This window comes from Chitinophaga ginsengisegetis, assembly GCF_900168065.1.
Lineage (GTDB): Bacteria > Bacteroidota > Bacteroidia > Chitinophagales > Chitinophagaceae > Chitinophaga > Chitinophaga ginsengisegetis.
In genome coordinates this window covers 1,285,750-1,312,712 of the sequence record NZ_FUZZ01000001.1, presented here as the reverse complement: position 1 = coordinate 1,312,712, position 26,963 = coordinate 1,285,750, and the positions used below count along the sequence as shown (strand labels likewise).

18 protein-coding genes are annotated in these 26,963 nt (G+C 45.6%); 11 read left to right on the top strand and 7 right to left on the bottom strand.

Annotation, left to right across the window (positions count from 1 at the left end; genetic code table 11):
• Positions 1 to 6 precede the first annotated feature (6 nt).
• From B5Z18_RS05050 to B5Z18_RS05030, 5 genes are all read left to right on the top strand, one after another.
• Positions 7 to 597, top strand: a complete 591-nt coding sequence (locus B5Z18_RS05050) for an RNA polymerase sigma factor (protein WP_079468295.1) — start codon at positions 7 to 9, stop codon at positions 595 to 597.
• A gap of 78 nt (positions 598 to 675) precedes the next feature.
• Positions 676 to 1,851: a FecR family protein gene (locus B5Z18_RS05045; RefSeq protein ID WP_079468294.1), complete on the top strand. Its 1,176-nt coding sequence runs from the start codon at positions 676 to 678 to the stop codon at positions 1,849 to 1,851.
• Between the two features lie 405 nt (positions 1,852 to 2,256).
• Positions 2,257 to 5,571, top strand: a complete 3,315-nt coding sequence (locus tag B5Z18_RS05040) for a SusC/RagA family TonB-linked outer membrane protein (RefSeq protein WP_159454194.1) — start codon at positions 2,257 to 2,259, stop codon at positions 5,569 to 5,571.
• Positions 5,572 to 5,581: 10 nt separating this feature from the next.
• Complete coding sequence (locus B5Z18_RS05035; RefSeq protein WP_159454193.1) at positions 5,582 to 6,985, top strand: RagB/SusD family nutrient uptake outer membrane protein; 1,404 nt, start codon at positions 5,582 to 5,584, stop codon at positions 6,983 to 6,985.
• A gap of 27 nt (positions 6,986 to 7,012) precedes the next feature.
• Positions 7,013 to 8,140, top strand: coding sequence for a TlpA disulfide reductase family protein (locus B5Z18_RS05030; protein WP_079468291.1), 1,128 nt, complete (start codon positions 7,013 to 7,015; stop codon positions 8,138 to 8,140).
• Between the two features lie 122 nt (positions 8,141 to 8,262).
• On the opposite strand, the gene B5Z18_RS05025 is transcribed toward B5Z18_RS05030, so the two are convergent.
• From B5Z18_RS05025 to kynU, 5 genes are all read right to left on the bottom strand, one after another.
• The gene (locus B5Z18_RS05025; RefSeq protein ID WP_079469975.1) at positions 8,263 to 9,030 is read right to left on the bottom strand and encodes an ABC transporter permease; all 768 of its coding nucleotides are present in this window, start codon (positions 9,028 to 9,030) and stop codon (positions 8,263 to 8,265) included.
• A 1-nt stretch (position 9,031) separates the two neighbouring features.
• Positions 9,032 to 9,787, bottom strand: coding sequence for an ABC transporter ATP-binding protein (locus tag B5Z18_RS05020; protein ID WP_079468290.1), 756 nt, complete (start codon positions 9,785 to 9,787; stop codon positions 9,032 to 9,034).
• A 12-nt stretch (positions 9,788 to 9,799) separates the two neighbouring features.
• Complete coding sequence (locus tag B5Z18_RS05015; protein ID WP_079468289.1) at positions 9,800 to 10,738, bottom strand: pentapeptide repeat-containing protein; 939 nt, start codon at positions 10,736 to 10,738, stop codon at positions 9,800 to 9,802.
• 216 nt (positions 10,739 to 10,954) lie between these two features.
• Entirely contained in the window at positions 10,955 to 11,914 is a 960-nt protein-coding gene (locus B5Z18_RS05010) for a tryptophan 2,3-dioxygenase family protein (protein WP_079468288.1), read from the bottom strand.
• Positions 11,915 to 11,922: 8 nt separating this feature from the next.
• The gene (gene kynU, locus B5Z18_RS05005; protein WP_079468287.1) at positions 11,923 to 13,221 is read right to left on the bottom strand and encodes a kynureninase; all 1,299 of its coding nucleotides are present in this window, start codon (positions 13,219 to 13,221) and stop codon (positions 11,923 to 11,925) included.
• Positions 13,222 to 13,624: 403 nt separating this feature from the next.
• Here kynU and B5Z18_RS04995 point away from each other — a divergent pair, with 403 nt between their 5' ends.
• The 6 genes from B5Z18_RS04995 to B5Z18_RS04970 all read left to right on the top strand — a co-directional run bounded on the left by B5Z18_RS04995 (position 13,625) and on the right by B5Z18_RS04970 (position 24,498).
• Positions 13,625 to 14,200 (top strand): RNA polymerase sigma factor, encoded by a 576-nt coding sequence (locus tag B5Z18_RS04995; protein ID WP_159454192.1) that lies wholly within the window; start codon positions 13,625 to 13,627, stop codon positions 14,198 to 14,200.
• 42 nt (positions 14,201 to 14,242) lie between these two features.
• A complete protein-coding gene (locus tag B5Z18_RS04990; protein WP_079468284.1) occupies positions 14,243 to 15,385 on the top strand; it encodes a FecR family protein in 1,143 nt (380 codons plus the stop codon).
• 272 nt (positions 15,386 to 15,657) lie between these two features.
• Positions 15,658 to 18,918: a TonB-dependent receptor gene (locus B5Z18_RS04985; protein ID WP_235015876.1), complete on the top strand. Its 3,261-nt coding sequence runs from the start codon at positions 15,658 to 15,660 to the stop codon at positions 18,916 to 18,918.
• A gap of 11 nt (positions 18,919 to 18,929) precedes the next feature.
• The gene (locus B5Z18_RS04980) at positions 18,930 to 20,579 is read left to right on the top strand and encodes a RagB/SusD family nutrient uptake outer membrane protein (protein ID WP_079468282.1); all 1,650 of its coding nucleotides are present in this window, start codon (positions 18,930 to 18,932) and stop codon (positions 20,577 to 20,579) included.
• Between the two features lie 65 nt (positions 20,580 to 20,644).
• The gene (locus tag B5Z18_RS04975) at positions 20,645 to 23,344 is read left to right on the top strand and encodes a glycoside hydrolase family 2 protein (protein ID WP_079468281.1); all 2,700 of its coding nucleotides are present in this window, start codon (positions 20,645 to 20,647) and stop codon (positions 23,342 to 23,344) included.
• Positions 23,341 to 24,498, top strand: coding sequence for a glycoside hydrolase family 130 protein (locus tag B5Z18_RS04970; RefSeq protein WP_079468280.1), 1,158 nt, complete (start codon positions 23,341 to 23,343; stop codon positions 24,496 to 24,498). The genes B5Z18_RS04975 and B5Z18_RS04970 overlap by 4 nt, the downstream gene beginning before the upstream one ends.
• Before the next feature lie 362 nt (positions 24,499 to 24,860).
• On the opposite strand, the gene B5Z18_RS04960 is transcribed toward B5Z18_RS04970, so the two are convergent.
• Both B5Z18_RS04960 and B5Z18_RS04955 read right to left on the bottom strand, forming a co-directional pair.
• The gene (locus B5Z18_RS04960; protein ID WP_079468278.1) at positions 24,861 to 25,415 is read right to left on the bottom strand and encodes an RNA polymerase sigma factor; all 555 of its coding nucleotides are present in this window, start codon (positions 25,413 to 25,415) and stop codon (positions 24,861 to 24,863) included.
• A 163-nt stretch (positions 25,416 to 25,578) separates the two neighbouring features.
• On the bottom strand, positions 25,579 to 26,961 hold the full coding sequence (locus B5Z18_RS04955) for a SusD/RagB family nutrient-binding outer membrane lipoprotein (protein ID WP_079468277.1): 1,383 nt from the start codon (positions 26,959 to 26,961) through the stop codon (positions 25,579 to 25,581).
• Positions 26,962 to 26,963 lie beyond the last annotated feature (2 nt).

The following is a 26,963-nucleotide window of genomic DNA, read 5'->3' as shown; positions in this document are numbered from 1 at the left end:
ATATAATTGTCAGGAATTAAGTCAATTGAGGAGACGGAGTTGTTATCTCTTATTGAAAAGGGTAACAGGAGAGCTTTTGAGCTGGTGTACAAGGACTATTTTGGGCAACTTAGCTACTATGCCTTCAAAATTATTGACAATCCTGAAGAATCAAAGGATATCGCCTCTGATATTCTTGTGCAGATAATTGCACGGCCCAAACAATTCAAGAGTCTGAGCCACCTTAAAAATTACCTTTTTTTAGCTACGCGCCACGCTTGTCTGCATTTTCTGGGGCAACAAAAGAGAGAACAGTTCACCTTTGATGAACTGCATAATCTTGCAGACGAAGCGGACTGGGAATCGGATGTAGAACGAGTCCGCGCCAGCGTGGTTTCAGCCGTATATGAACAACTGAACGCACTTCCAAAAGGCTGTGCCGAGGTTTTCAGACTAATATATTTTGAAGGAAAAAGTATCACCGAAGTAGCAGAACAATTAGAGATCAGCACCAAAACTGTATTAAACCAAAAGCAAACTGCCGCAAAACTGCTTAAAGCGGCACTCTTAAAGAAAGGCCTTCTCGCTCTATTCGTGGTCTTTTTTGGGGAATTATAATTTTTTTTAGAAAATTCATGGGAATTTGGGTGACTTCCTCCTATATATATTGTGGGGGAAGAAAACCGATCTTGTATTATGCAAATTGATGATATAATTATTAAGTACATAAATGGTGGTCATGTAACAGAGCAGGAGGCAGCTTACCTGCAGCAATGGCGTGTTTCCTCCGAAGCGCATGAAAGATTGTTCCAGGAATTGAATAACGAAGACTTACTCAAAAAAGAATTGCAGATTTTAATGCAATTCGATAGTAATAAGGCATGGAATGAACTCCGGGAAAAGCGTACAACGCCGGTAGCGCGTCTTAGAACCAATGTAATTAAATGGATGGCAGCTGCTTCGTTACTATTATTGGCGGCAGTTGGCGGTTACGTATTGTTCAGCAACAGAAATGGGGTTACTCCTAAAACAATAACCCACAGTGAGATAAAGGCGGGCACGGAAGGGGCTATACTTACCTTGGCCGATGGGTCGAAGATATCGTTGGACACAATAAAAAGCGGCGTCATTGCACTTCAGGGCGGGGTTACAGCTAAATTGGTAAATGGCGCCCTGGTATATGAAGGCGCTACTGATCAGGTAGTATACAATACCATTACCACTCCTAAAGGGCGCCAAATGAAAGTAAGATTGCCGGATGGATCAATGGTTTGGTTGAATGCAGCCAGCTCAATTCATTTCCCTACTGCATTTCCTTCATCGGCGCGTAAAGTAGCCATGACCGGCGAAGTCTACTTCGAGGTTGCCAAAGAGCAAAATGCCCCATTTATCGTGAGCGTAAATGATATGACTGAAGTGGAAGTTTTGGGAACTTATTTTAATGTCAACGCTTATCCTGACGAGCAATACACCAAAACAACTTTACTGGAAGGAAGCGTAAAAGTCGGATGGCAGGGAGGCCGGTTTTTAAAGATCAGACCTGGCCAGCAAGCTCAGATGAACCATGACAATATTGCGAGAGCTCAAAACAACATCGAAATCAGAAGTCTTGATCAGGAGGAAATAGAAAATGTGGTGGCATGGAAGAACGGATACTTTGATTTTGATAACTCGTCATTTGTTGAGATCATGCGTCAGTTAGAGCGTTGGTACGATATCCAGGTGATTTATGAAAATGGAATTCCAAAAGTAGAATTAACAGGAAATATGACACGGGACGTGACGCTGAATGATCTTATGGAAGGGCTGGAAAAACTTGGTGTTCATTCAAGACTGGAAGGAAGAAAATTAATTATCAGTAAACAACCATAGCATGCTAATATATAAAGAGAGTATTGTTGCCGGAGGTTATTAGGGTCATTTCAGCAGGATTCCCTCTATCGCAAAAAACGAAGTGCTAATCAATTATCAACCAAACTACCTAGAAGTATGCCAAGAATTATTTTCAGGTCCGGGCGTCCTGTGTCCGGATGTTTCAAAAACGGCCGTTTTCGGGCCGGCGTCAGGATTTTTCCAGGAATGAAATTTACCTTTTTGCTAATAGCGATTTCACTTGCATGTTTCGCCAGAAGTTTCGGGCAGACCGTTTCAATTTCGGGGAGGAATTTAACATTGCAATCCATCGTTAAATCTATCCAGAAACAAACCGGGTACGCGGTTCTCGTTAACAGGAATATTTATAATGAAAGCTCAAAAATTTCATTAAACGTTGTCAATATGCCGTTAACTGAAGTGTTAGACCGTGTAGTTAAAGATCAATCACTCCAATATGTCATCAAAGGGAAAACGGTTTTCATCTCCAAAAAAATCCCGGACACTCCTTCTGATACCCCGGCAAAAGAGTATATCAGGGATGAACCTGTGAAGGGCTACATTATAGATTCAACCGGTAAACCTTTAGCCGGCGCTTCTATCAGTTTGAGAAATAAGCCAGGTAAGACAATGACCGGGGAAAACGGAGGGTTTACTTTGGATGTTTCACCGGGAGATATATTGGTGATAAGATTTCTGGGATACGAAACAAAAGAGTTAACGATAACAAACCTGCATATTGCGAGCCCGGATGGTTTTGCTATCCGCCTTGATCCAGCCATGAATGAACTGAGAGAAATTGCGGTAGTAAATACCGGCTATCAGAAAATAAACCGCACCAATCTCACCGGTTCCGTGGTAACGGTTGGAAGCCAGGAATTAGAAAAGCGAAACGCGCAAAATGTATTACAGAACTTAGAAGGTATTGTTCCCGGGCTTGTTCAGTACAGGGGCAATGCCACCATTCGCGGAGTCAGTACCTTACAGGCCAATACAAACATCCTGGTAGTTGTGGATGGGCTGCCAATTGAAGGCTCCATTGCGGATGTAAATCCATATGATATAGATAACGTTAGTGTATTAAAAGACGCGGCGGCATCTGCCATTTATGGTGCGAGAGCTTCTAATGGCGTAATCGTTGTTACTACGAAGAAGGCAAAGGAAAAGAATAAAATTGCGGTGGAGTTTTCAGGTAATATCACGATTACCAACAAACCGGATTATAGTTACCAGAATTACATGACCCCTGCCCAGCAGGTGGATTGGGAAAGAGATTACTATAGCTGGTGGTTTAATGGCGGAGACGGAACCGTTTCCAACCCCATAGGGACTTTCGAGAATAATCTTGTTTTAGGAAATGCTGCATCTCCCGTCCAATATGCTTATTATCAGTTTAAAACTGGTAAAATAGATCAAAATCAATTGGATAACCTGCTGGGTGAATACCGGAAGAATGATTTTGTTACCCAGTATAAAGATAATGCCTTATTGAACCAGGTTCTTCAGCAGTATAACGTTGCTATACGCATGAACAATGGCAAATCCCAGAACAGCCTGGTGGTAAATTATACAACAGACAATACAGGGATCATTAATGGGTACAACAGGCAAATAAACCTCTTTTATAAAGGTGGGTACAGTTTTGCAAAGTGGCTGGATATTGACTATGGCGTGAATAGTATTATTGGAAAAATCAGGACTCACAACAATGAATTTGCTACAACGCCGTATTCAGTACCATCCTACTACAGCTTATTCAACGCCGACGGAACAAGAGCACAGTATTCCACCAACCGGTTCAATATCTATAATACAGTAACAGAAACAACGCCGGGACTGTATTCTTCCAAATTTAACCACCTTGATGAACTGGAACGGGATTTTGCAAATACCTCTACACTGAACACCAGGTATTACCTTAATATGAGCTTTAAGCTGGCTAATGGACTTTCTATTCATCCGATGGTTCAGTATGAAGATTTGCGCAGAACTGTTTCTGCATATTCAGAGGCAGAAAGCTATACAATGAGATGGTTACAGGATGTATATACCACCCGCACCGGCACAGCAGGTAATTACAAGTATACGAATTTGTTGCCCCAAGGAGGAAAGCTGGCCACTTCCGAACTGAAAAGTCCCAATTATACGGCACGCCTGCAGGCCAACTATGATCATGAATTTGGAAGTCACGGTATCATTGCTATTGCTGGTGCAGAATTCAGGCAAACACGCAATTATGGTGTAAATGGAATGTTGTTAGGCTATGATGACCAATTACAGACCCAGTCTACACAAAGTGTTAACTTCGGCAACCTGTACAACATTAACAGCGGTACTTTCTGGAACCCTAATTATCCTGTCAGACAGTATCATTTTAATGACATCGCGGATATGAGTTTGGTTCGTGACGAAATGCACCGGTTTGCCTCAGGATATGCCAACGTCACTTATACCTACGATAGAAGGTATAATATCTTTGGATCATTAAGGAAAGATTACGCAGACCTTTTTGGAGGAGATGAAAAATACCGTGGCCGCCCCTTATGGTCAGTTGGCGCTTCGTGGGCAGCGTCTAACGAATCTTTCTTAAAAGACGTTGCAGCACTCGATTATCTTAAATTGAGGGCAACCTATGGCCTTACCGGCAACATCAGGAATGTTACCGCGGTTCTTGCGGCAACCACAGGGCTAAATCAGGTAACTCAACTGCCTAATGCAACGGTTACAAATCCACCTAACCCACGACTGAGATGGGAGAAAACAGCTACTATAAATATTGGCGCTGATTTCAGCTGGTTCCAAAACCGCCTGAGAGGTTCATTCGATTGGTATAAACGGAAAGGAACTGATCTGTTTGCGCAGAAGCGTTTAGATCCATCAGAAGGATTTACTTCTATGGTGATAAACAATGCCAGTATGATCAACCACGGACTTGAAGTCAATCTTGGTTACGATTGGATAAGATCCTCCTCCGCAAATGGATTCAGGTGGTCATCTGTTTTAACGGGCGCATGGAATAAAAATAAAGTAACGGATGTAGATGAATTAACAAGAGATCCGTTGACATTGGCCGCCGGAGAATCCTACAGGGTTGGATATCCTGTGCATTCATTGTTTTCATTCCGCTTTGCCGGACTTGACGATACCGGAGTGCCAAAGTGGTACGATACCAAAGGAGTTGCTACTAAAGCAACATTGGGAGCAAATGATGCGGATGCATTGGAGTTTTCCGGAAATGCGGATCCTGTCATCAATTTTGGATTGAACAATGATTTTTCATTTAAGGGAATCAGCCTGAGCGTATTTGCGGTTTATTACGGAGGTCATTATTACAGGGCCCGCCCTGTACCGGTGCCTTATCCGTATGCTAATTACGGACCATTGCCTTCTTATTTGTTAAACAGCTGGACGCCAACAAATACGGATACCGATATTCCGGGAAGCGGGCAATATTATCAGATTCCAATTAACAACCAGTATTACTACTCAAACAACCTGGTGAGGCCGGCCGACTTTATAAAGATCAGGAATATCGTATTGGGATATTCAATACCACAAACCGTTTCGTCAAAGATCAGGGCAACCAATCTTAAAGTAAGAGTACAGGTAAATAATCCCAAATCCATCTGGATAAAGCAAAAAGATGTACATGTAGACCCTGAAACCGGTGCTGCGCCAATCCCTGCCTCTTTTGTTTTTGGTATCAATGCTAATTTTTAATTCAATGAACATGAGAAGACATATTTACTTTTGGGTAATCACCATTTCAATGGTTATCGCTTCCGGATGTAAAAAATATACTGACATAACTCCTAAAGGACAGAACTTGCTGAAAAGAGCAAGTGATCTGGACTTACTGATGAATGTTGACTATTCCGGTACGGCCTTCACCTGTGTAAAGCAGGCAATATTGGATAATGACATGTATTTGCATGCGTATAATGTACCAAATACTATTTCGTCCAATGTGCAAACCATGAACAAAATCCTCATTACCTATGATGAATCTGCAGACAGGGCAGCGTTGACGCTTACGGATGGACCCTATGAAGGCCTTTACCGGATCATTTCAACAGTAGCAAATATTGTATTAACCAATGCTGATAAAGCCAGCGGAGATCCCGTATTGTTAAAGCAGTTGAAAGCTGAAGCGTATATCCAGCGTGCCTATTTACATTACCTGCTGGTTAATATTTATGCCAAAGCATATGATCCGGCAACAGCAGATAAGGATGGCGGGATATCCTATGTAAAAGATATCGACTTTGAAGCTGTTAACACAAAAAATACAGTTAAAGAAGTTTACGACAATATACTTACCGACATCGATGCAGCACTTGCTTCCGATGCACTGCCTGACCAACCTAAAAATGCTATGAGGATAGGCAAAGCATTTGCATTGGCGGTGAAAGCAAAAGTATTGATGTCTATGCGCAATTATACAGCTGCTCTTGCCGCCACGGAAGAAGCATTGAAATATAACAGCGTACTGGAAGATCACAGATCGCTGCTGTCATTGCCAAAGGCTTCCAGGGTACCGGTTCGCAATGGCTTAAGCGCAGCTGATAATTTGTTCTATGCCGTTAATTCCGGCTTTTTACCAACCACCTTTACACCTACTTATGAAATCCTGCATGATTGGTACGAGCCAGGTAACATCATCAGGGATTCTTCCGCCGTTTACAACTATGATTATGGGTACCTGTACATTGGCTTGCCGGGTATCCCTGTCTGGATTGCACCATCTTATGAGTCGAACCAGGCTGGTATGACAACCTCAGACCTTGTTTTGATGAAAGCGGAATGCCTGATCCGTACAAATAAAATTGCGGAAGGAATGGAAGAAGTGAACAAAATCAGAATCCGCCGGATAGTACCGTATACGCAGCTTATAGCAGCAAACGAAGCGCAGGCTATGGTCTGTTTGCAAAGGACATCCCGGATAGAATTTCTATTCACCTGGCGAAACTTCATCAACTTAAAAAGATGGAACAGGGAAGGTAAATATGCTGTAACGATTGAAAGGACTATCAACGGGGTTAAATACATATTACGGCCTGACTCACCTTTATGGATATTTCCTTTCCCCCGGAGTGCTACACAGTTTAACAGCACGTTGACACAGAATTATTAAGGATCATTGAAAATTAATTAAATTAATATGAAGAAGATGAATTTAGCAGCATGGATGCTGCTGGTATCAGCGTTTGTATTTTCCTATGCAGGAACGGCAACCGGGCAAAGTAAAAACAAGCTTTCCATCGGTGATCAGGCGCCACCGCTAAAATATTCAAAGTGGATTAAAGGAAAGCCGGTTAAATCCTTTGAAGGCGATCATCTTTATGTGTTAGAATTCTGGGCAACCTGGTGTGGCCCATGTAAAGCTGCTATGCCACATCTTACCGAACTTCAGAAAGAGTATAAGGGGAAGGCCACCTTCATCGGAGTAGGGGTTTGGGAAAAAGTTGAGGAGGGTAAACCTTATGAATCTTCATTGCCAATGTTGGAGAAGTTTGTAAAGGGAAATGACGCCAATATGGGCTATTCGGTGGTGGCTGATAATAATGAGCAATTCATGGGGAACAACTGGTTAAAAGCGGCCGGTGAGAATGGTATTCCATCTACCTTTATCGTAAAAAATAACCAGATTATCTGGATTGGTCACCCGGGTTCGTTAGATAGCACGTTGCCAGGTATCTTAAACGGAACGTATGATATGGCAGCATTTAAGGCTTCATTTGATCGCAAAGCTGAGGCCAGAAGAGGCGAAATGGCTACCATGCAGGCGGCGCTTAAACCCATACAGGATGCTATTACAAACAAAGATTACAAGTCGTCACTGAGTTTAATGGACAAACTGGTAGCAGATAGTCCACAGTATAAGTTTATGGTTGATCAAATGAGATTCGGGGTATTATTAAACTATGTGAATCAGCAACAGGCTATTGAATTTGCCAGAGAATTGCAGAAAACGAATAAATCAGTACCAGGAATAGCACTTAGTGCGGTTTATAACAAAAATGGCTTCGATAAGAGCACTTACTTATGGGCAGCCAAAACTTTCGAGGAGGCAAATCCAAACCTCACTAATCCGGTAGCATTAGACGCGGTGGCCAGCTGTTATGCTAAAGCCGGGGACTACGCCAGTGCCATAGCGAATGAAGAAAAGGCAGTGGAAGGCGCACGTAAAGCGTTGAAGAATGGCGAAATGGTTGGTACTATAATGGATTACACGGTGGTGGAGTACGAAAAAACATTAGAAAACTATAAGAAAATGAAAGGTATCTAGTCGTTGCGCTGTCCGAAATCCTGATGGATGGCGGAATGACATTAACCTGATCCCTGTCTCCCATTGATAATGCCTGGCATTGCCAGGCATTATCAATGGGAGACGCCCGGACAAGCAAACCTTTACGCCTGTTTTTTATACACGCGCATCGCAATGATATAAGCTACGAGCATAATCCCGATACACCAGGCAAGCGCTACCCATATTTCATTGCCGACCGGCTGGTTTGAAAGTAACGCGCGAATGGTTTCCACTATGGAGGTTACCGGTTGATTTTCGGCAAAGGCGCGAACCGGCCCCGGCATCGTAGCTGTTGGTACAAACGCTGAGCTGATTAACGGCAGGAAGTGAATCGGATAGGCAATTGCAGTGGCGCCATCCACCGATTTGGCAGACAATCCGGCAATCGCTGCAATCCAGGCCAGTGCAAGTGTAAACAATGCGAGTATGCCAGCCACGGCCAGCCACGCCAATATACCGGCCGGCGAGCGGAAGCCCATTATTAATGCTACGATAATAATAACGGTGAGTGAAATCAGGTTAGATACCAATGAGGTCATGATATGCCCCCATATTGCAGCGGAACGGGCAATTGGCATGGAGTTGAAGCGCTCAAATATTCCCCGTTGTACATCGTTAAAGAGCCGGTAAGATACATAGCCGACACTGTTTGCAATAGCAATTAACAGTATACCGGGCAACAGGTAATCCACATAGTTATCTGTACCGGACTGAATGGCGCCGCCGAGTACGTAGACAAATAACAGCATCATGGCAATTGGCATGATAGTGACGGTGATGATGGTATCCATGCTGCGGAGAACATGGCGCATGGAACGTCCAAGCATAACGCTCATATCTGCAAAAAAATAGTTTTTTATTGTCTCCATGTTATTTTTCTTTTTTTCCAACAATTGCAAGAAAGATCTCTTCCAGGGTTGGTTGTTTTTCAATATATTCTACCTGTGTGGGCGGGAACAGCTGTTTGAGTTCCGCGAAAGTGCCGCTCACGATGATCCTGCCCTCATGAAGAATGGCAATTTTATCGGCGAGCTGTTCTGCTTCTTCTAAATACTGGGTGGTCAGGAATACGGTTGTGCCGTTACCGGAAAGTTCCTTAACAATCTTCCAGAACTCAATCCGGGCTTCAGGGTCAAGCCCGGTGGTTGGCTCGTCGAGGAAAATAAGCGGCGGGTTTCCCACCAGGCTCATGGCGATGTCGAGCCTGCGACGCATCCCTCCTGAATAAGTGGAGGCGCGGCGGTCGGCAGCATCGGTTAAGCCGATGCGTTCCAGGAGATCAGCGGCTACCTGGCGCGGATTGCTGAGATGCCGCAACCTGGCAATCATCGTAATATTTTCCCGCCCGGTTAAAACCTCGTCTATGGCCGCAAATTGCCCGGTCAGGCTGATCGACTGCCGCACGCTTTCGGGCTTTAAAAGGACATCGAATCCATTCACAGTCACATTTCCACTGTCCTGTTTGAGTAGCGTGCTGAGGATTCTGACGATGGTTGTTTTGCCCGTACCGTTGGAGCCGAGCAGGGCAAAAATGCTACCTTTTTCGACCTCGAAATCTACGCCCTTCAGGACATGAAGCTGCTTATAGGACTTTTGGAGTCCTTTCACTTGAATTGAGTTTTGCATATACTTCGCTCTTTATATAAATGTAACCTTCGACAGATCGGCCCCCATGCCTTTGAGTTCGGCATAGGTCAGCTTATCCATCATTGCACCATCAAAGCAGATGGTTTTAATGGCACGGTAGTATTTATTGGTTAAGGCATACGTTGGACGAAAAGATACATTCCTGAGTGTCGCACCATTGAACGTAGCTTCGTTTAACGCCGTTTTGTCGAACCTGACGCCGATAAAAGTCTGCCCGTCGAGGCGTAGTCCCCGCATATCGGAATACTTAAAGTCCACGCCTTTGAAGACGCAGTTTTCAAAGACGGTTTTTCTAAGGTCGGTCTTGGTCAGCTTTACATCGGTCAGTTCTGCATCAATGAATTTCGCCCCCGCCAGTCCCGAGGTACTGAATACGGTGCGTACGAGAATAGTTTTGTTGAAGCTTGCGCCTGTAAGGTTGTTGGATGACAGGGTGCAGTCTGTCAGGTTTGTCCCATCAAAATTGGCAGCATGTATATCGCTACCGGTAAACGAACTGCCGGTCAGGTCCGCACCGGCAAAGTCGGAACCTTTTAATGCACTCCCGTTAAATTTTCTTTTATGCGCGGTAACGCCGGTGAAGTCGCTTTCTGAAAGGTTGCCGCCGCTGAAGTTTGTTAGTAGCTGCCGCTCCTCCGGCGGGGAGGGAAGGATGGGAACCTCCGTTTGGCCCGTGTCGTTACTATTCTCAATGGTCTTTAAAAATGTGCTATCGTCCGCAGATTGGAAGTTCTCTGAAAAATAATTAAGGTCGACACCCAGGATTTCCGCAAGCCGGTTAATAGTGATGATGTCCGGAATTGATTCCCCGCGCTCCCATTTCCCCACAGCCTGCGGGCTGATAAACAGAAGCTGGGCAAGTTGCGCCTGGGACATATTTTTATCCTTGCGCGCTTTGGCAATTTTGCTGCCGATCATTTTAGTGTCCATGTTTTTGTTTTAGGTTATCGACCCTGTAAAGGTATAGGGATGTATTTCCTGAATCAAAAAAATGCAAACACTCATAGTTGTATTTACGCTACTTAGAGTTGTTATTAATAACCTACGGTGGTATATGGGGGATTAACTGCCTGGAAAGAAGGGGAGGGCTGAGAAATTTAACGCCTGGTCTTCACGGCGCCGGCGTGAAGACCAGGCGTTATGATACTAAGTCCGGTAAGCTTTTAATACATTCATTACCCAGGATTTGCCCCATTGTTCAATCTGTTCTTCAGTCCACAGATAGGGATAGAAAATCCTTTTCTGGAATCTCGGCGGCAGGTATTTCTGCCAGTTGGTGCCACCTGTGGCGGCGATGTCTACCGGGTCGCGCTCGAGGTAACGAACGGCAGACTTATAGTGGGACAGCGGCCACTCCACGTTTACAAACAGATCCAGCTTTCTGAGTTCGGCTTCCACAGCGCTCATATCTTCCCCGCGCCGGAGCAGCGTTTTGTACAGCGAGGAAAAATTGTGGTCAATATTGTTCTGCGCCAGCTGCAGGAGTTGTCCGGCATATTTCACAATGAACTGTTGCAGGGTAAGCGTCTGTTTACCCGTAGATAATTCTGAAGCGCCGTATTTCCAGTAAATATTTTCAAACTGTTCTGCTGGTGTGGCATGTTTTAATTGCTCCCTTTTGCTCAGTGTTACCAGCTGAATGAGGTCGGTTGAATAGATCTCTATCATACGGTACTGTGCCGATTGGAAGCCACTTGCGGGCAGCAGCGACATCCTGAATTTCAGGAATTGTTCTTTGTCCATTCCATCCACCATGATATCGAAGGATGATACCAGGGCGGTGAAATAAGCATTAATTCTTTTAAGCCTGGAAGCAAAAAAGTCAGGCGTAAGCGAAGTATTGGCGCTTATCTGCCTGCACTCGTGCAGGGCAAGCTTAAAATAAAGTTCAGTGATCTGATGATACATGATGAAGATCTCCTCATCCGGATAAGAAGTTTTCGGATGCTGGAGGCTCAACAATGTATCCAGGTGAATATAATCCCAATACGTCAGGTAATCTGCATAAAGAAGGCCATCAAGATAGGCGGTGATGTCCTGTCCCATTGCAGCGTACTTCTCCTGCAGCAGGGATAGTCTGTCTTTGATTTCAGCGGTTATTTCCATTGCTGCTGTTATTGTTTTGGTGTGATCAGTTCTTTACTTATTGTCAGCATTCTTTCTGCTGTCAGGAAAACATCCTCGAAGCTATTATACAATGGTACCGGGCTGAGTCTGATAACATCGGGCTCGCGCCAGTCGCCCAGGATATTGTTGGCTACGAGTGCCTGGAATACCTCTTTGCCTTTGTATTTGGCTATGATAGACAACTGGGCGCCTCTTTCATTTTCGGCAGAAGGTGTGATGATTTTGTATTGTTCGAAGCCGAGCGTTTTATTCACTTCGCTGATGAGGTAGTACAGATAGGCCGTTAACCGGAGGCTCTTTTCCCTGAGCGGGCCGATGAAGCCGGCTTTTTCGAAAGTTTTAAGAGAGGCGTGATACAGCGCCATTGGAATGACCTGCGTGCAACTTACCTGCCAGCCGTCGGCGCCAGCCTCCGCAATAAACCCTTTCTCCATTTTAAACCGTTGTTGTTCCTGGTAGCCCCACCATCCCGCAAAACGGTCGGATGATTTATCGGAAAAATGTTTTTCATGTACAAAAATTCCGCTGATTCCTCCCGGGCCGGCATTCTGATATTTATAAGAACACCAGCATGCGAAATCAATATCCCAGTCGTGCAGTTTCAGCGGTACGTTGCCTGCTGCATGCGCGAGGTCGAACCCAACAACAGCGCCGGCATGGTGCCCTGCTTTTGTAATAGCCGGCATATCAAACCACTGGCCGGTAAAATAATTTATACCGCCAAACAATACGAGCGCAAGCTGTTCGCTATTATCGGCAATAGCAGCCAGGATATCTGCTGTTTGCAGAGTAGCTTCACCAACCCGGGGCGCTACTTCAATAATGGCGTCTTTCGGATCATAGCCGTGAAACCTGACCTGGCTCTCTACTGCATATTGGTCGGAAGGAAAAGCGCCGGCCTCCATAATGATTTTAAATCTGGTTGCAGTGGGACGGTAAAAGCTCACCATCAATAGATGCAGGTTGACAGTAAGTGTGTTCATCGGGCATACTTCCCGGGGGCCGGCGCCAACGATATGAGCCATCAACCCCTTCAGTTCTTTGTGATAGTACATCCAGGGTGTTTCACCTTCAAACCATCCTTCCACTGCCAGGTTTTCCCAGTTATTCAGTTGCTGATCCACATAGCTGCGTGCCGCCCTGGGCTGTAACCCGAGGGAGTTGCCGCACATATAAATGAAAGGGGTACCATGCTGCTTAGGGAAAAGGAAATCGGCTCGCAGGTGGTGTAATGGATCTTGCCGGTCCAGGCTTTGCGCGAAAGCCAGATTGTTTTCAAAAATCATATTGATAATTATGTTAATGGTTGGAAATCGCGTGCATAGACATTGCGGTCGATGGCATCAAAAACGATATACTGGTAAGTTGGATGATCGCAGCAAAATGCTGCCAGCAGAAGGAGCTCCTGCTAGGAAGGCCGGTTGATTATATTTTTATAAATATCTACCATTGGCTGGAAAGTGCGACAAAAAAAATACAAATTGTTTACACTGCCAAATAATATTTACCTGTTATAGGAGTTTGCAGACAACGGAGCCTGACCTCATCAACGGCGCTCACCGGCATTTCACGGAACTAAAACAGTCCATGCTGATCTTCACTCTATGATATGTCATTAAAACGCGCCTGATTTTTTAGGGGGTAGAAATTTTTTATCTATTTTTAGCTCTGCCAAAGCTTGCACTTATATTGCCAGACAATTTCCTACATACAGAGAAAGATATTTTCCAACAGATTGCGAACGGCGATCATGATGCCTTTACCCGGTTGGCGGATCAATACTGGAATAACCTGTATGGGCAGGCGATGGCTTACCTGAAAGACTCTCATAAAGCCCAGGATGTAGTCCAGGAAGTGTTTCTCACTATCTGGAAAAACCGCAGATCCCTGTCAGATGTAGAACGGCCGCAGCACTATTTATATACAATGGCCAAGAACAGGATACTAAGTGAATTCAGAAAGAAGCTGGTAGTCCCGATCCCGGACGATATCGGGCAGCTGCCGCCGGCCTCCGATTCCCCGGCCGATGAGCAGCTGGCGACCAAGCAGCTCCGGGAGCTGATCCAGGTGGTGATAGAACAGATGCCGCCGCAACGCCGGACGGTTTTTGAACTGAGCCGGCAGGAGGGACTAAAATATGAAGAGATTGCAGCGCGGCTGGGGATTTCCCGGGAAACGGTGAAAGGCCATATGATAAAGGCCCTGGCGCAGATGCGAACCTTTATGCGGCATGCGCTCCGGCTGCTGTTCCAAATTTTTTTTTAAAGAGAGCAACCCTCTTTTTACACTTGTGCGTCTTTATAGTATATGCACATCGACGAATTCAAGGATCTATTGGAAAAATACCTGGATGACAGGATCACGCCACACGAACGTCAACGGCTGACAATCGCGCTGGAAGACCCGGATTACATGCAGCTATTGGACGAAACGATTTACGGTGAACTGGTGGCGCGGGCCTATGAAGGAGAACCGGATGAAGGAATCAGGCAATTGATTCAGCAGCGTCTTGACCAGGAAGTGACCCCGGTGCATACCATCAGGCCCCGGCGATATCGATGGGCAGTGGCCGCAGCGATACTCGCTCTCGTGGCCGGAACATACGCATGGCTGCAGCGGCCGGCCAAACATCCGGCGGCGCAACAACTCATCGCCAATGCGATGCCCGGCACCCACAAAGCCATCCTGACCTTATCGGATGGATCCAAAGTAACATTGGACAGTACCGGCAACCAGGTGATCCGGCAGGGCGCAACCGCCATCCATCAACAGGGCGGCCAGCTAAAATATGATGCGCAAAGCACCGCTACTTCTATTCAATATAATACACTAGCCACCCCACGGGGCGGCCAGTTCCGGATCACACTCCCGGATGGTACAAATGTGTGGCTGAACGCGGCTTCCACGCTACGTTATCCGACCGCCTTTACAGGACCGGAAAGACTTGTGGAGATCAATGGGGAAGCTTATTTTGAAGTAGCAGGTAATGCCTCCCATCCGTTCAAGGTGAAGATTAAAGATGCTGAAGTACAAGTGCTGGGAACGAGTTTTAATGTGAATGCCTATGCAGATGAACCAATCATACAAACTACGCTGCTGGAAGGCTCCATTAAGTTCTCCGCCAATAACAACCACGTATTACTTAAACCGGGACAGCAGGCAGTTCTGGCAACTAATAAGGAGTTCCACATCAATGAAGTAGATCCCAACGATGCCATTGCCTGGAAAAACGGCTATTTCCTCTTTAAAAATGAGGGGATCGAAAGCGTTATGAGAACCATTGCACGATGGTATGATGTAGATGTCAGCTATGAGGGCGATGTGAAGAAGCAGCGCCTCGGCGGAACCGTTTCCCGTTACGAAAATCTGGAAGATTTATTAAAGACAATTGAATTAACAAAAAGCTTAAAATTTAAAATCGAGGGAAGGAGGGTAACAATTATGCCGTAAAATCTTTACTCTACATTGCTATTGCTTAAAATAAGGCAGGATGCGGCGCGCGACGTATCCGGCCAAGCCTCAGCGGCCCTTGTCATGGAATAGCTAACTGCCAGCTAGTTTATCAAACCAAACATTTATTTGTAAGATATCTCTAATGCATACGTATGCAGGGGATGTTCTATGCGCTCTTTAAACGTTCCTCAGTTATGAAACTTACAATAGTTCTATTGCTTGCAACAGTATTGCAGGTCAGAGCGGCTACATACGCTCAATCGATTAATTTGAAAGTTAAAAATGCATCCCTCGAAGAAATATTTACCCAGATAAGGCTGCAAACCGGGTTTAATTTTTTATATAACCCCAGCGCACTGGAAGAAACAAAAAAGGTTTCATTAACCGTTACTAATGCGTCGTTAAAAGCAGTGCTTGATCAATGTTTCAAAGACCAGCCCGTAACATACGTGATCACTCAAAACAATGTGGTAATCAGCCGCAAAACTTCAGAACGGGAAATACTGGCCGCCCCTAACGCGGCTATCAAAATAACGGGTCAGGTTAATGACAGTAAAGGCTCGCCCGTTCCCGGCGTATCGGTAACCATTAAAGGCGCCACCACCGGCGCTATTGCAGATGCTTATGGCAAGTACAGTATTTCGGTACCGGATAAATCTGCTGTCCTGGTATTCCGCTCTGTGGGTTTTATAACCCAGGAAATAGCGGTAAATGATCAAACAGTGATCAATGTAACTTTAGCTGAAAAGCCGTCGGCGTTGAATGAGGTAATTGTTGTGGGTTATGGTTCACAAAAGAAAGCGGATGTTACCGGCTCCATTGCGTCGATAGATGAAGAAGCTCTAAAAAGCGTACCGGCAAGTAACCTGGTAAGCGCGCTGCAAAGCCAGGCGCCAGGTATTGATATACAAAAAGCAGGCGGCAACAGTCACCCCGGCGCTACGCCATCCATCTCTATCAGGGGGCAACGTTCTTTGGGCGCCACCAACGATGTGCTGTATGTTGTAGACGGTATACCGTTCAACGGCAACTATATTAATGATCTCAACCAGGATGATGTAGTGGCGGTACAAATATTAAAAGATGCATCTGCAACCGCTATTTATGGATCAAGAGGCGCAAACGGTGTAATACTTATCAGTACCAAACGGGGCAAAACAGGTGCGCCTGTAATTACTTACAGCGGTTATGCCGGCGTGGTAAGCCCACTGGGTTACTATGACGTGATGGACACCAAAAGCTACGAGACCTATAAAAAATGGGGCAACTATAATGCAAACAACCCGAACACCATCGGCACACCTAATCCTTATAATGGAATAGATGATCCTAAGTTCTATACAGATGGTATCACTTTCCTGCCCGCCGAATTAGCCGGTATGAAAAACGGAACTGCCACCGACTGGCAAAAGCTGATTTTTAAGAACGGCTTTAAAACCAATCATCAGCTCGGCGTGTCCGGTGGTACGGCATCAACAAAATACGCGGTTTCCGCCGGTTTTTATAATGAAACCGGTCTGTTTCCCGGCCAGTCATTCAGGCGTTATAGCTTCAAAGTAAGTGTTGACCAGCAATTGGGTAAGATATTTAAGATTGGCGTAAGCTCAATGAATACCGTGAGTAAAATTAATGGAGAAAGTATCAACCCGGTGGCCCAGGCGCTTACATCCAGCCCGCTTACCGTTCCTTACGACGAGAAGGGTAATCTCATTCCATTCCCCGGCGGCGGCTCTTTAACATATAATCCACTGGCCAACCTGAAGGAAGGTGCAGTTGTTCAAAACCGTTCCAGGTATAACACTTTTACAACTGTGTATGCCGAAGCACAGATCACGCCACAGCTTAAGTACCGTTTTAACGGGGGCGTAGAAATTACCCCGGAAACCTACGGCGAATTTTATGGCAGTGCCACCTATCAGAATCTGAGCGGCCCTTCCACTGCTAAAAATACCAATTACGACTATCACGATTATACGCTGGAAAACCTGCTGGTGTATGAAAATACGTTTGCTAAAAATCATCACTTAACAGCTACGGGCCTGTTTAGCTACCAGGATGATTATAAAGCCTCCACTACATTCAGCTACAACAATATCCTGGCAGATTATATTCAATATTTTAACCCGGCACTGGGCGCCAATCTCAGTGGTTCCGGAAGTTATTCGAAGTTTAATATTGTCTCCTTCATGGGACGTATTAACTATGATTATATGAGCAAATACCTGTTAACCCTCACCATGAGGTCTGACGGCTCTTCCACGCTGGCGCCGGGAAATAAATATCATATCTTCCCATCCGCAGCTGTTGGCTGGAATATCACCCGCGAAGATTTTATGAAAAATATTCCTGCGATATCAAGCCTGAAATTGCGCGCCGGTTATGGAACAGTAGGAAATGCTGCAGTAACACCCTACCAGACACTTGGCGGCATGGCATCGATCAATTACAATTATGGCTCTACAAACGTTACCGGCACTTATCCCAACAACGTACCCAATCCAAAACTCGGCTGGGAGTATACGGCAACGCTGAACCTTGCCCTGGACTTCAGCTTGTTTAATGACCGCATCAGCGGGTCCGTTGATGCTTATCGGCAACGCACCAGCAATCTGATACTTCCGCAAAACCTGCCTATTACAACGGGCTACACCTCACAGTTCCTTGCCAACGTGGGTAAAACGGAAAATAAAGGTCTGGAGATCAATCTTGCTTCAACCAATATCAGGGCTGTTGACCGAAATGATTTTGGCTGGACCACCAATTTCAACATCACCTTTAACCGCAATAAAATTACGGCGCTGCAAAATGGCGTAACCCAGGACATTGGCAATAACAGATTTGTAGGGGCTCCTATTAATGCGCTTTATAACTATGTAAGATTAGGCATCTGGCAAAATACACCAGCCGATTCAGCCTTGGCCAGGAAGCTTAACCTGACGTTAGTGGGATCAGGTTCCGTGATTGGTACCATAAAAGTGGAAGACCTGAATGGCGACGGTGTGATCAACTCGAACGACCGTACAATTGTAGGCTCACGTCAGCCCAAGTTTTTCGGTGGCTTTACCAACCGTTTCAGTTATCGTGGTATTGACCTGACAGTAGTGTCTACCTACCGCGTGGGAGGAACACAGATCGCCTATTGGCTTCAACCCGGCAGCAACGTAAACGCGCTAAATGGGAAAATGAATAACCTGAATGTTAATTACTGGACCCCTTTTAATCAGGAAAACACTTACCCTAAACCTAATTTTAACGTAGGCTCGCCCGTTTATGGCGACCTGCTGGGTTATTATGATGCTTCTTATCTTAAAATAAGGACAATCAACCTGGGCTACACACTGCCATCTCATCTCGCAAAGAGAGTCGGGGTACAATCACTCCGGGTTTATAGTAGCTTGAATGATGCCATCATCTTATTCTCTCCATTGCACGACCGGTTTCATGGTGTAGATCCTGAATCGGCAGGTACGTTAGGCGTAGATACACCGCCGAATAAATCGATACTCTTTGGTTTAAATGTCACATTTTAATTTTTATCACGATGAGATCCAGCATATATAAATCTATTCCACTGGCAGCAATTACTTTTTTTAGTTTGAGCTGTAACAAACAATTAATAGAAGAACCACATTCGGGGCTGACTCCACAGTATTTCAATACAGCGCAGGGCTTTCAGTCCGGCTTGGATGCCGCGTACGCGGGTAACCGGAATATATGGGGAACCGAAAACTTTATGACGATGACTGTACCGGGCACTGATGAGTTCAAATCCGGCGGTGGCGGCAATAATGATTTCAATATTTATTCAAGCAGCTTCGACGCCAGCAGTGGCTGGGTTTCCGGCATCTGGAATGCCTGTTACACCTACATCAATAACTGCAATGGTATTATTGACAACGGACCGGCAGTTACCGGTCTTGATGCGGCCACGGTTAAACAAAAAATTGCCGAAGCTAAATTTCTGCGCGCAAACTACTATTTCGTGCTTGTCCGTTTTTGGGGGCCTGTTACGCTTAATACCCATTTTATTGCAGAACCCAGTACAAGCGCTACCAGGGCGCCTGTCAGTGATGTTTACAACTTCATTATCCAGGACTTAAAAGATGCGATTGCCGGGTTGCCGCCAAGTCCTGTGCAAAACGGCGTATTGCCTGGTAAGGCTACCGCAGCTGCTGCATCACACTTGCTGGCAAAGGTATACCTGACCAGGGCATACTCTGAAGCCAAACAATCTGACGATTTTCAGAATGCTTATTCCACCGCGAAGGGTCTGATTGATAATAGTGCGGGCTTAGGTCTTGCGCTGCTGCCGGATTTTGGATCCGTATATGCAGAAGGTAATGAAGGAAGCAAGGAGGTGCTTTGGAGTGTACAACATACTACCAATCTTACTTATAATAACAATAGCAGTGAGTTGAATTTTCACTATGTAATGGGGTATGAAAATTTCCCGGGCCTGGTTCGCTCTATGGCCTATGGCCGTCCGTTTGCGCGCGTAGAACTGACCCGCTGGATGAGCGATACCTGCTTTGCCGATAAAACAAACGACACCCGGTATTACAAAACATTTCAGTCGGTATGGCTATCTAATTCTGCCGACAAAATTCCTAAGGTAAATGGTGTTCCCAAATATGCACTTGGCGATACGGCTATTTATATGCCCGGAGTGGATGTCAGCAATGCCGACATTACCGCTTCACGCTACCTGCTTGTGCCGCCACGGAATTATACCCTGCAGCTATTTCCAACCATGCTCAAATACCAGGATACCAAAAGGGCTAGTATTAATGATCCATCGGTAAGGCCGGTGATTGCTTACCGCCTGGCCGAAACCTATTTGCTGGCAGCCGAAGCGGCTTTCAATATTGGTGATAATGCCAGCGCTGCCAAATATATTAATGTTGTACGCGGACGCGCAGCATATCCCACCGGAAACGCCGCAGCCATGTCTATTACGCCGGCTGACGTTACACTGGACTATATCCTGGATGAGCGTGCACGTGAGTTAGCCGGTGAACAAACCCGCTGGCTGGATCTGGTAAGAACAAAGAAACTGATAGAACGGGTGAAATTACATAACCCGGATGCCGGGGTGAATATTAAAGACAAGCATATGCTTAGACCAATTCCTCAAAGTCAGATAGACAGAACCATCACCGGCGACAAGTATCCGCAAAATGCCGGGTATTGATCTTATAACAAAGTCCGCGGATCATTTCCGCGGACGTTTCTTCCTTTATATCGGATGCTTTTACAATGAAACGGAACGTTTTTATCTGGCTGGTTTTTATAGTGCTCGCCTGGTTGCCGGCACGCGCTCAACAGCCAGCGTACCTTTGCCGGCCCACGGCAGATCTATCTCTCCTTCTAAACTCCGGGGAAACCATTCGCTGGCAGATGCAGCAAGCGGCCAAAACAGGGAAAGGCGATGACATATCATCTGTTAATTACGATAGCAAAGCATGGTTGCCGGCACAGGTGCCCGGTACCGTATTAACCAACCTGGTAGCGAATAAAATTTATCCCGATCCTTACTATGGCGACAACAACCGCAAAAAGCGAAATCTCATTCCGGATATAGCCGATGCTGGCCGGGAGTTTTACCATTATTGGTTCAGAACCGACTTTCGTGTTCCTGCTTCCTATAAAGGGAAACGTATCTGGCTTAAATTTAACGGTATTAATTACCGTTGCACCATCTGGTTAAATGGCGCCAGGCTGGGTGATATGGCAGGCATGTTCAATGACCGGTCTTTTGACATTACAACCCTGGCTGATTTAAAGGGTAAAAATGTGTTGGCGGTAGATGTGCAGCCGGTAGATTTTCCCGGTGCATATGATAAAGCCGGCGCAAAACGAACCGGCGCTGTTGGCGAAAATCATAACGGTGGCGACGGTGAGATGGGCAAAAACGTGAGCATGCTGATGAGCGTGGGCTGGGACTTTACCGCGCCCGATGGTATTCGTGACCGCAATACCGGAATCTGGCGGGATGTTGAGCTTTTTGCTACCGGTGATGTAATCCTCGCGCATCCATTTGTAAAAACTTCCCTGCCGCTGCGCGATACAACATCGGCCAGGGAAACCATTTCGGTAGAAGTTAGTAATGCATCAGATCAGCCGAGGCAAGGTATCATTACGGGCAGCATCACCCAACCAGGTATTAAGTTCTCAGCGCCTTTTTCATTAGCGCCTCATGAAACCAGGACACTGGTATTTACACCGGAGGAGTTTAAAGCGCTGACACTGCAGCATCCCAGGTTATGGTGGCCGGTTAATAAGGGCGAACCCTATCTCTATGATCTTGATCTGCGTGCAATTGTGCAGAATAAGGAAAGCCACCATGTGCATACACAATTTGGTGTACGTACTGTCACTACGGATCGGCAAACACCCGATAAATCGCGCCGCTTCCTGGTGAATGGTCAGCCGGTATTTATCCGCGGCACAAACTGGGTGCCCGAAGCCATGCTGCGTAACAGCAGGCTACGAACGTATTCCGAACTGCGCTATACACGTCAGGCGGGCATAAACCTGTTGCGGCTCTGGGCTGGCGGCGTTGCCGAATCTGATTATTTTTATGAGCTGTGCGACCGTTTTGGCTTGCTGGTCTGGAACGAGTTCTGGATAACGGGTGATACCCGGATGCCTGCAGACACTGCATTGTACCTGGAAAACGTGGAAAGCACCGTCAAAAGAATACGCAACCATGCATCGGTGGCTTATTACGTTGGCGCCAATGAATCTAAAGAGATGCCGGGAGAAGGTAAGCTGATTCTTTCTTTGGATGATACGCACGGTTACCAGGAACAATCCGAATGTTGCGGTGTGCACGATGGCAGCCCTTACAAATATGAAAATCCGATGCAATATTTTGAAAACACTGCATCGCGGCGGGGCAGCCGGGTTGATGGCTTTAACCCGGAATACGGAGCGCCCTGCACACCGGTGTATGAATCGTTAAAGCGCATGATGCCGGAAAAAGACCTGTGGCCGATTAATGATTCCGTGTGGACCTATCTTGATGGCAACGGGTTTCACCAGGTGAACACCCAATACCGGCAGGCAGTAAATGAGTTTGGTGAATCTTCTTCCATACAGGAATATGCAGAAAAAGCACAGCTGGTAGGCGCGTTGAATTTCAGGGCTATATGGGAAGTCTGGAACTACAATAAATTCAGTTATGGAGATCGCTGGACTTCGGGCTTTCTGTTCTGGTATCATAACAGTCCGCTTCCGCAAACCGCTTCCCGCATGTACGACTGGTACCTGGAACCCACTGCTGCCCTGTATTATTCGCAGAATGCCCTGGCTCCGCTTCATCCTCAGTTCGATTACCTGAAGAATTCCGTTTCGGTTTACAATGATTATCGCAGACCGTTTACCGGTTACACGGTAGAAGCCACAGTTTATGACCTCGATGCGCAGCCGGTAAGAAAAAAATTGACAACTATAAATATTCCTGCAGATGGCGTAGTGAATGATGTTATTAAGATTGATTTTCCTGAGAATATCACCCAGGTACATTTTATCAAATTAACACTAAAAGATGAACATGGCCGGTTGATCAATGACGCATTCTACTGGCGTTCAAAAGATAGTTATAAAGGTGCATGGACAATGACAGGGCCCGCTGTATCAGGGTTTGCAGACATCAATAAACTGAAGAAGGCAAATCTGAATGTATCGGTTAAAAAGGAGATCAGGGAGAAAAAGATGGTTCTCAAAGTAACCGTTGCTAATCCTTCAGCCGCGCTGTCTTTCTTCACCCGGTTAAAATTAGAGGATACCAACGGGAGCAGTGTTACACCCGCTTTTTATTCAGATAATTTCTTTTCCCTGTTACCCGGCGAAATTAAATATGTTGATATTGAAATTCCGGCGGAAATCAATTATAAAAACCTGGTGCTGGTCACTGGTGCATTTAATTCAAAAAGTATAAAGACTACCTTATGATTAAAAGATATTTCAGCAGCGTTCTTATGCTGTCGTTTTTTATCACCCAGATAACGTTCGCTCAAACTGCCAATACTTTGCCTGATTGGGCTTTGGGTGGTTTTTCAAGACCACCGGGGAAGAATCCCATCATCTCACCGGATTCTACTGCGATGTTCACCGACCCAATGAGCATGTCAGAAATAAAGTGGGAGATCAACGATACCTTTAACCCAGGAGCAGCGGTTAAAGATGGTAAAGTAGTGGTCATTTACCGGGCTGAAGATAACAGTGGCGTAAAGATTGGTACCCGTACATCACGCCTTGGCTATGCCGAAAGCAAGGATGGCCTTCATTTCAAACGAAAAAGTGAACCCGTTCTTTTCCCGGCAGATGATGATCAGAAAACATTTGAATGGCCCGGTGGCTGCGAAGATCCGCGAATAGCAATGACCGAAGATGGCACCTATGTAATGCTGTATACCCAATGGAACCGTAAGGTGCCGCGTTTGGCAGCGGCTACCTCAAAAGACCTGGTACATTGGACCAAGCACGGGCCTCTTTTTCAGGACGCCTATAATGGAAGATTCTTCAACATCGCTACTAAATCGGCATCTATCTTAACCCAGGTGAAGGGTAATAAACAGGTTATTGCCAGGCTAAACGGTCAGTATTTCATGTATTGGGGCGAGCGGCATGTGTATGCTGCCACATCTACTAACCTTACCGATTGGCAACCTTTGGTTGACGACAAAGGCGAGTTGCTGATCCTGGCATCTCCCCGGAAAGGTTATTTCGATAGCGACATGACCGAATGCGGCCCTCCTGCCTTGCTTACAGATAAAGGCATCGTCCTGTTATACAATGGCCGGAACGATGCAGCCAAAGGCGATAAACGCTTTGGGGAGGGATCATACAGTGCCGGTCAGATGCTATTTGACAAAGCCGAACCAACCCGTTTGATTGCGCGGCTTGACGTGCCATTTTTCAGGCCTCGTGAGGCTTTCGAAAAACGGGGCCAGTATTTAAGCGGAACCGTTTTTATTGAGGGGATGGTATGGTTTAAACATAAATGGCACCTCTACTACGGCTGTGCCGACTCCAGGGTAGGAGTTGCCATTTATGATCCAAAGCACCCGGCAGATCCGGATCCTGTTGAGGACGTTGCCCGGTAAACATTTTTCACTTTTTCATTCTCCTGAAAAACTTGCCAATACTATACGATACGCTCATAGTAATGCAGAGGGGGCATACCCCGAAACGGAAAAATGTTAAGGTCACTTTCTTATACCAGGGCAGATGAGCGGGAATAAGAGGGCAGGTCTTACCATCTCCCTCATATTCCCTTATTCCCCAAATATTGACAGCTGTTTTCATTTTAACCGTTTTTTTATCAACCAAAGAAATGATAAAGGCAAATACCTGTTAATACTAAAGAGACAATACAAAGCGTGATTTTTGTTTTTGCAGACATAATTAAACCGTTTAAAGGTGATTTCCTATTAATACCGGTTCCCGGAATTTATCACCCAAAAAACTATCTGCCTTCTTCTTTTGCCTTTATTTTCTTCACCTGTTGAATGCATTTATATTGCTGGTTGGCGGCTGTATGCCTGTTTTTCCAGCCCATTCTTTTCATTAATACCTCTATGGGGTCCCGGTAAAAGAAGATGGCTTTTAAAATGCGCTGGCAATGCCCTGTGATCCTGGATATCCAGGATTGTACTTTTTCATCCTTACTTTTTTCCTGGTGCAGTTCTATTGGAAAATCTTCTGTTGTGCATGAATACACGGATACATCTTCTACGGGCAGCAACTTATTATCCCGCAGATATTTTAGCCAGAGGTTCCTGGCAATGGAAAAAAGATACGTTTTCAGGGAGGCGGTAAGTAAGAAACCGGGTTGTCTCACTTTTTGAAGCAATACAATAATTGCTTCCTGGAAAATATCTTCCGCATCCTCATTTTGCCCGTAGTTATTAATAATATAGGTGGCAATAGTAGGAAAATAGTATTGATACAATATCTCAAAAGAAGCGTTATCCTCACTTCTAAGCATATTAAGCAGGGCATTGTCTGATATTGTTTGCATACAATTATGAACTTAGTCAATACTATATACCGGAAAGCGCGTTTTATCACCCACAAACTTAAAATTATTTGACGGATGATTGCCGGGGCTTTCCCTGGTAGGGGCTAAAAAAATAAAATCCGCTACTGGAGCGGATTTTAAATGTATGCCGGGAATGCCTGTTTTAATTATCCCACCAAATCTTTGTACTCTGGATAGCTGTTTGTTGCGGTTGTGCATTTGTTAATATCTCGCTTTGCGGATATAATAACCGGCGGGGGATATCTATCAATGCGCCGTCTACTTTCTGCAATTTCGGGAAACCGGTTCTTCTCCAGTCGTTGTACGTTTCAAAATTGAAGATATTGGCTACTGCTTTTTCTTCCATGATCAGCTGTAGTGCATTGCTGCTGGTTAGTTTACGGCTGTTTACATAGGCGGTGGCGGCAGCGGAGGTAGTATCAATCCCGAGTTTTGACAGATGGGAGTTGATCGCATTTACATACACCGGCTGTGCTGCGGCGTAACCACTGGTGATTAGCAGGGCTTCTGCCTGTATGAATAGTGTTTCAGAATAATTGAATATATAATTGGAAGATGCTTTGGCGCCATAGAATGCAGCGGGGTAAGAGTACTTCGCCAGGTCTCCTGTGGGGGTACCGATCTTTCTGCCGGTATATAATCCTGTTGCCGTGGCGGGAGCAATCATCTTTGACAGCCGGGGATCATTCCGGTTACGCAATGAATCTATCAGTGTGGCATTCATCACGTAGGTGGTTACCGGCGTAAAGGTGAGGTACCAGATATTTTCCGATCCTGCTGCGCCTGCGTAATTGAATTTAAGATCGTCTGTGTTGGATGTCATGCCTTGCTTTAAAGCAGCTATCGCACTTTCGGCCTGCGCTTTGGCGGTATACCCGGGCGCTTTGGTGAGATGCAGGTAATACCTGGCTTTCAGCGACCACGCGAGCTTGCGCCAGGCGTTCATATTGCCGTTGTAGAAGTAGTCGTCGCCGGTGGGGCTTTTTGGACTGCTGTTTTTATCGATATTGGCAATGGCATCGGTGAGCAACGACTGGATATTTTTGTAAATATCTTCCTGTTTGTCGTAAGGCACCGTGAAAACGCCGCTGGTAAACGCTTTGGAATAAGGAATATCTCCCCAGAAATCCGTAGCTGTGCCCAGGGTGTAAGCGGTGAGTATTTTGGCAATGGCCGCATAATTCCAGTTGTTATTCGCTTCCGCTTTTTTATTCAGGGTGATCAGGTTGTTGAGCGAGGTTACGTAGAAGTTGGACCAGTCGCCATCCATATCAATATTAAACAACTGGTAACTGCCTACATAAGGATTCAGCTGATTGGCAGCAATGTTCTGTACATAGTTTTGTATAATGATTCCCGCATTACCACCCTGGATATTGTCGGAAATGTTCAGTTCCGCCGGCGCCAGGATCAGTGATTCCTGCACATCTACCGGATTGTTGGGATCGGTGTTTACGTCCAGGAATTTTTTGCATCCCTGTAAACAAAGACCCGTGAGCAGCAGTATATAAAGAGACTTTTTCATGT

Bases quoted from the DNA above. Each gene is read 5' to 3' on its own strand.
- B5Z18_RS05020 (WP_079468290.1), bottom strand. From the start codon at position 9,787: ATGCAAAACTCAATTCAAGTGAAAGGACTCCAAAAGTCCTATAAGCAG.
- B5Z18_RS05040 (WP_159454194.1), top strand. From the start codon at position 2,257: ATGCCGTTAACTGAAGTGTTAGACCGTGTAGTTAAAGATCAATCACTC.
- B5Z18_RS05030 (WP_079468291.1), top strand. From the start codon at position 7,013: ATGAAGAAGATGAATTTAGCAGCATGGATGCTGCTGGTATCAGCGTTT.
- B5Z18_RS04980 (WP_079468282.1), top strand. From the start codon at position 18,930: ATGAGATCCAGCATATATAAATCTATTCCACTGGCAGCAATTACTTTT.
- B5Z18_RS04975 (WP_079468281.1), top strand. From the start codon at position 20,645: ATGAAACGGAACGTTTTTATCTGGCTGGTTTTTATAGTGCTCGCCTGG.
- B5Z18_RS04970 (WP_079468280.1), top strand. From the start codon at position 23,341: ATGATTAAAAGATATTTCAGCAGCGTTCTTATGCTGTCGTTTTTTATC.
- kynU (WP_079468287.1), bottom strand. From the start codon at position 13,221: ATGATTTTTGAAAACAATCTGGCTTTCGCGCAAAGCCTGGACCGGCAA.
- B5Z18_RS04960 (WP_079468278.1), bottom strand. From the start codon at position 25,415: ATGCAAACAATATCAGACAATGCCCTGCTTAATATGCTTAGAAGTGAG.
- B5Z18_RS05045 (WP_079468294.1), top strand. From the start codon at position 676: ATGCAAATTGATGATATAATTATTAAGTACATAAATGGTGGTCATGTA.
- B5Z18_RS05025 (WP_079469975.1), bottom strand. From the start codon at position 9,030: ATGGAGACAATAAAAAACTATTTTTTTGCAGATATGAGCGTTATGCTT.
- B5Z18_RS04990 (WP_079468284.1), top strand. From the start codon at position 14,243: ATGCACATCGACGAATTCAAGGATCTATTGGAAAAATACCTGGATGAC.
- B5Z18_RS04955 (WP_079468277.1), bottom strand. From the start codon at position 26,961: ATGAAAAAGTCTCTTTATATACTGCTGCTCACGGGTCTTTGTTTACAG.
- B5Z18_RS05010 (WP_079468288.1), bottom strand. From the start codon at position 11,914: ATGGAAATAACCGCTGAAATCAAAGACAGACTATCCCTGCTGCAGGAG.
- B5Z18_RS05015 (WP_079468289.1), bottom strand. From the start codon at position 10,738: ATGGACACTAAAATGATCGGCAGCAAAATTGCCAAAGCGCGCAAGGAT.
- B5Z18_RS05035 (WP_159454193.1), top strand. From the start codon at position 5,582: ATGAGAAGACATATTTACTTTTGGGTAATCACCATTTCAATGGTTATC.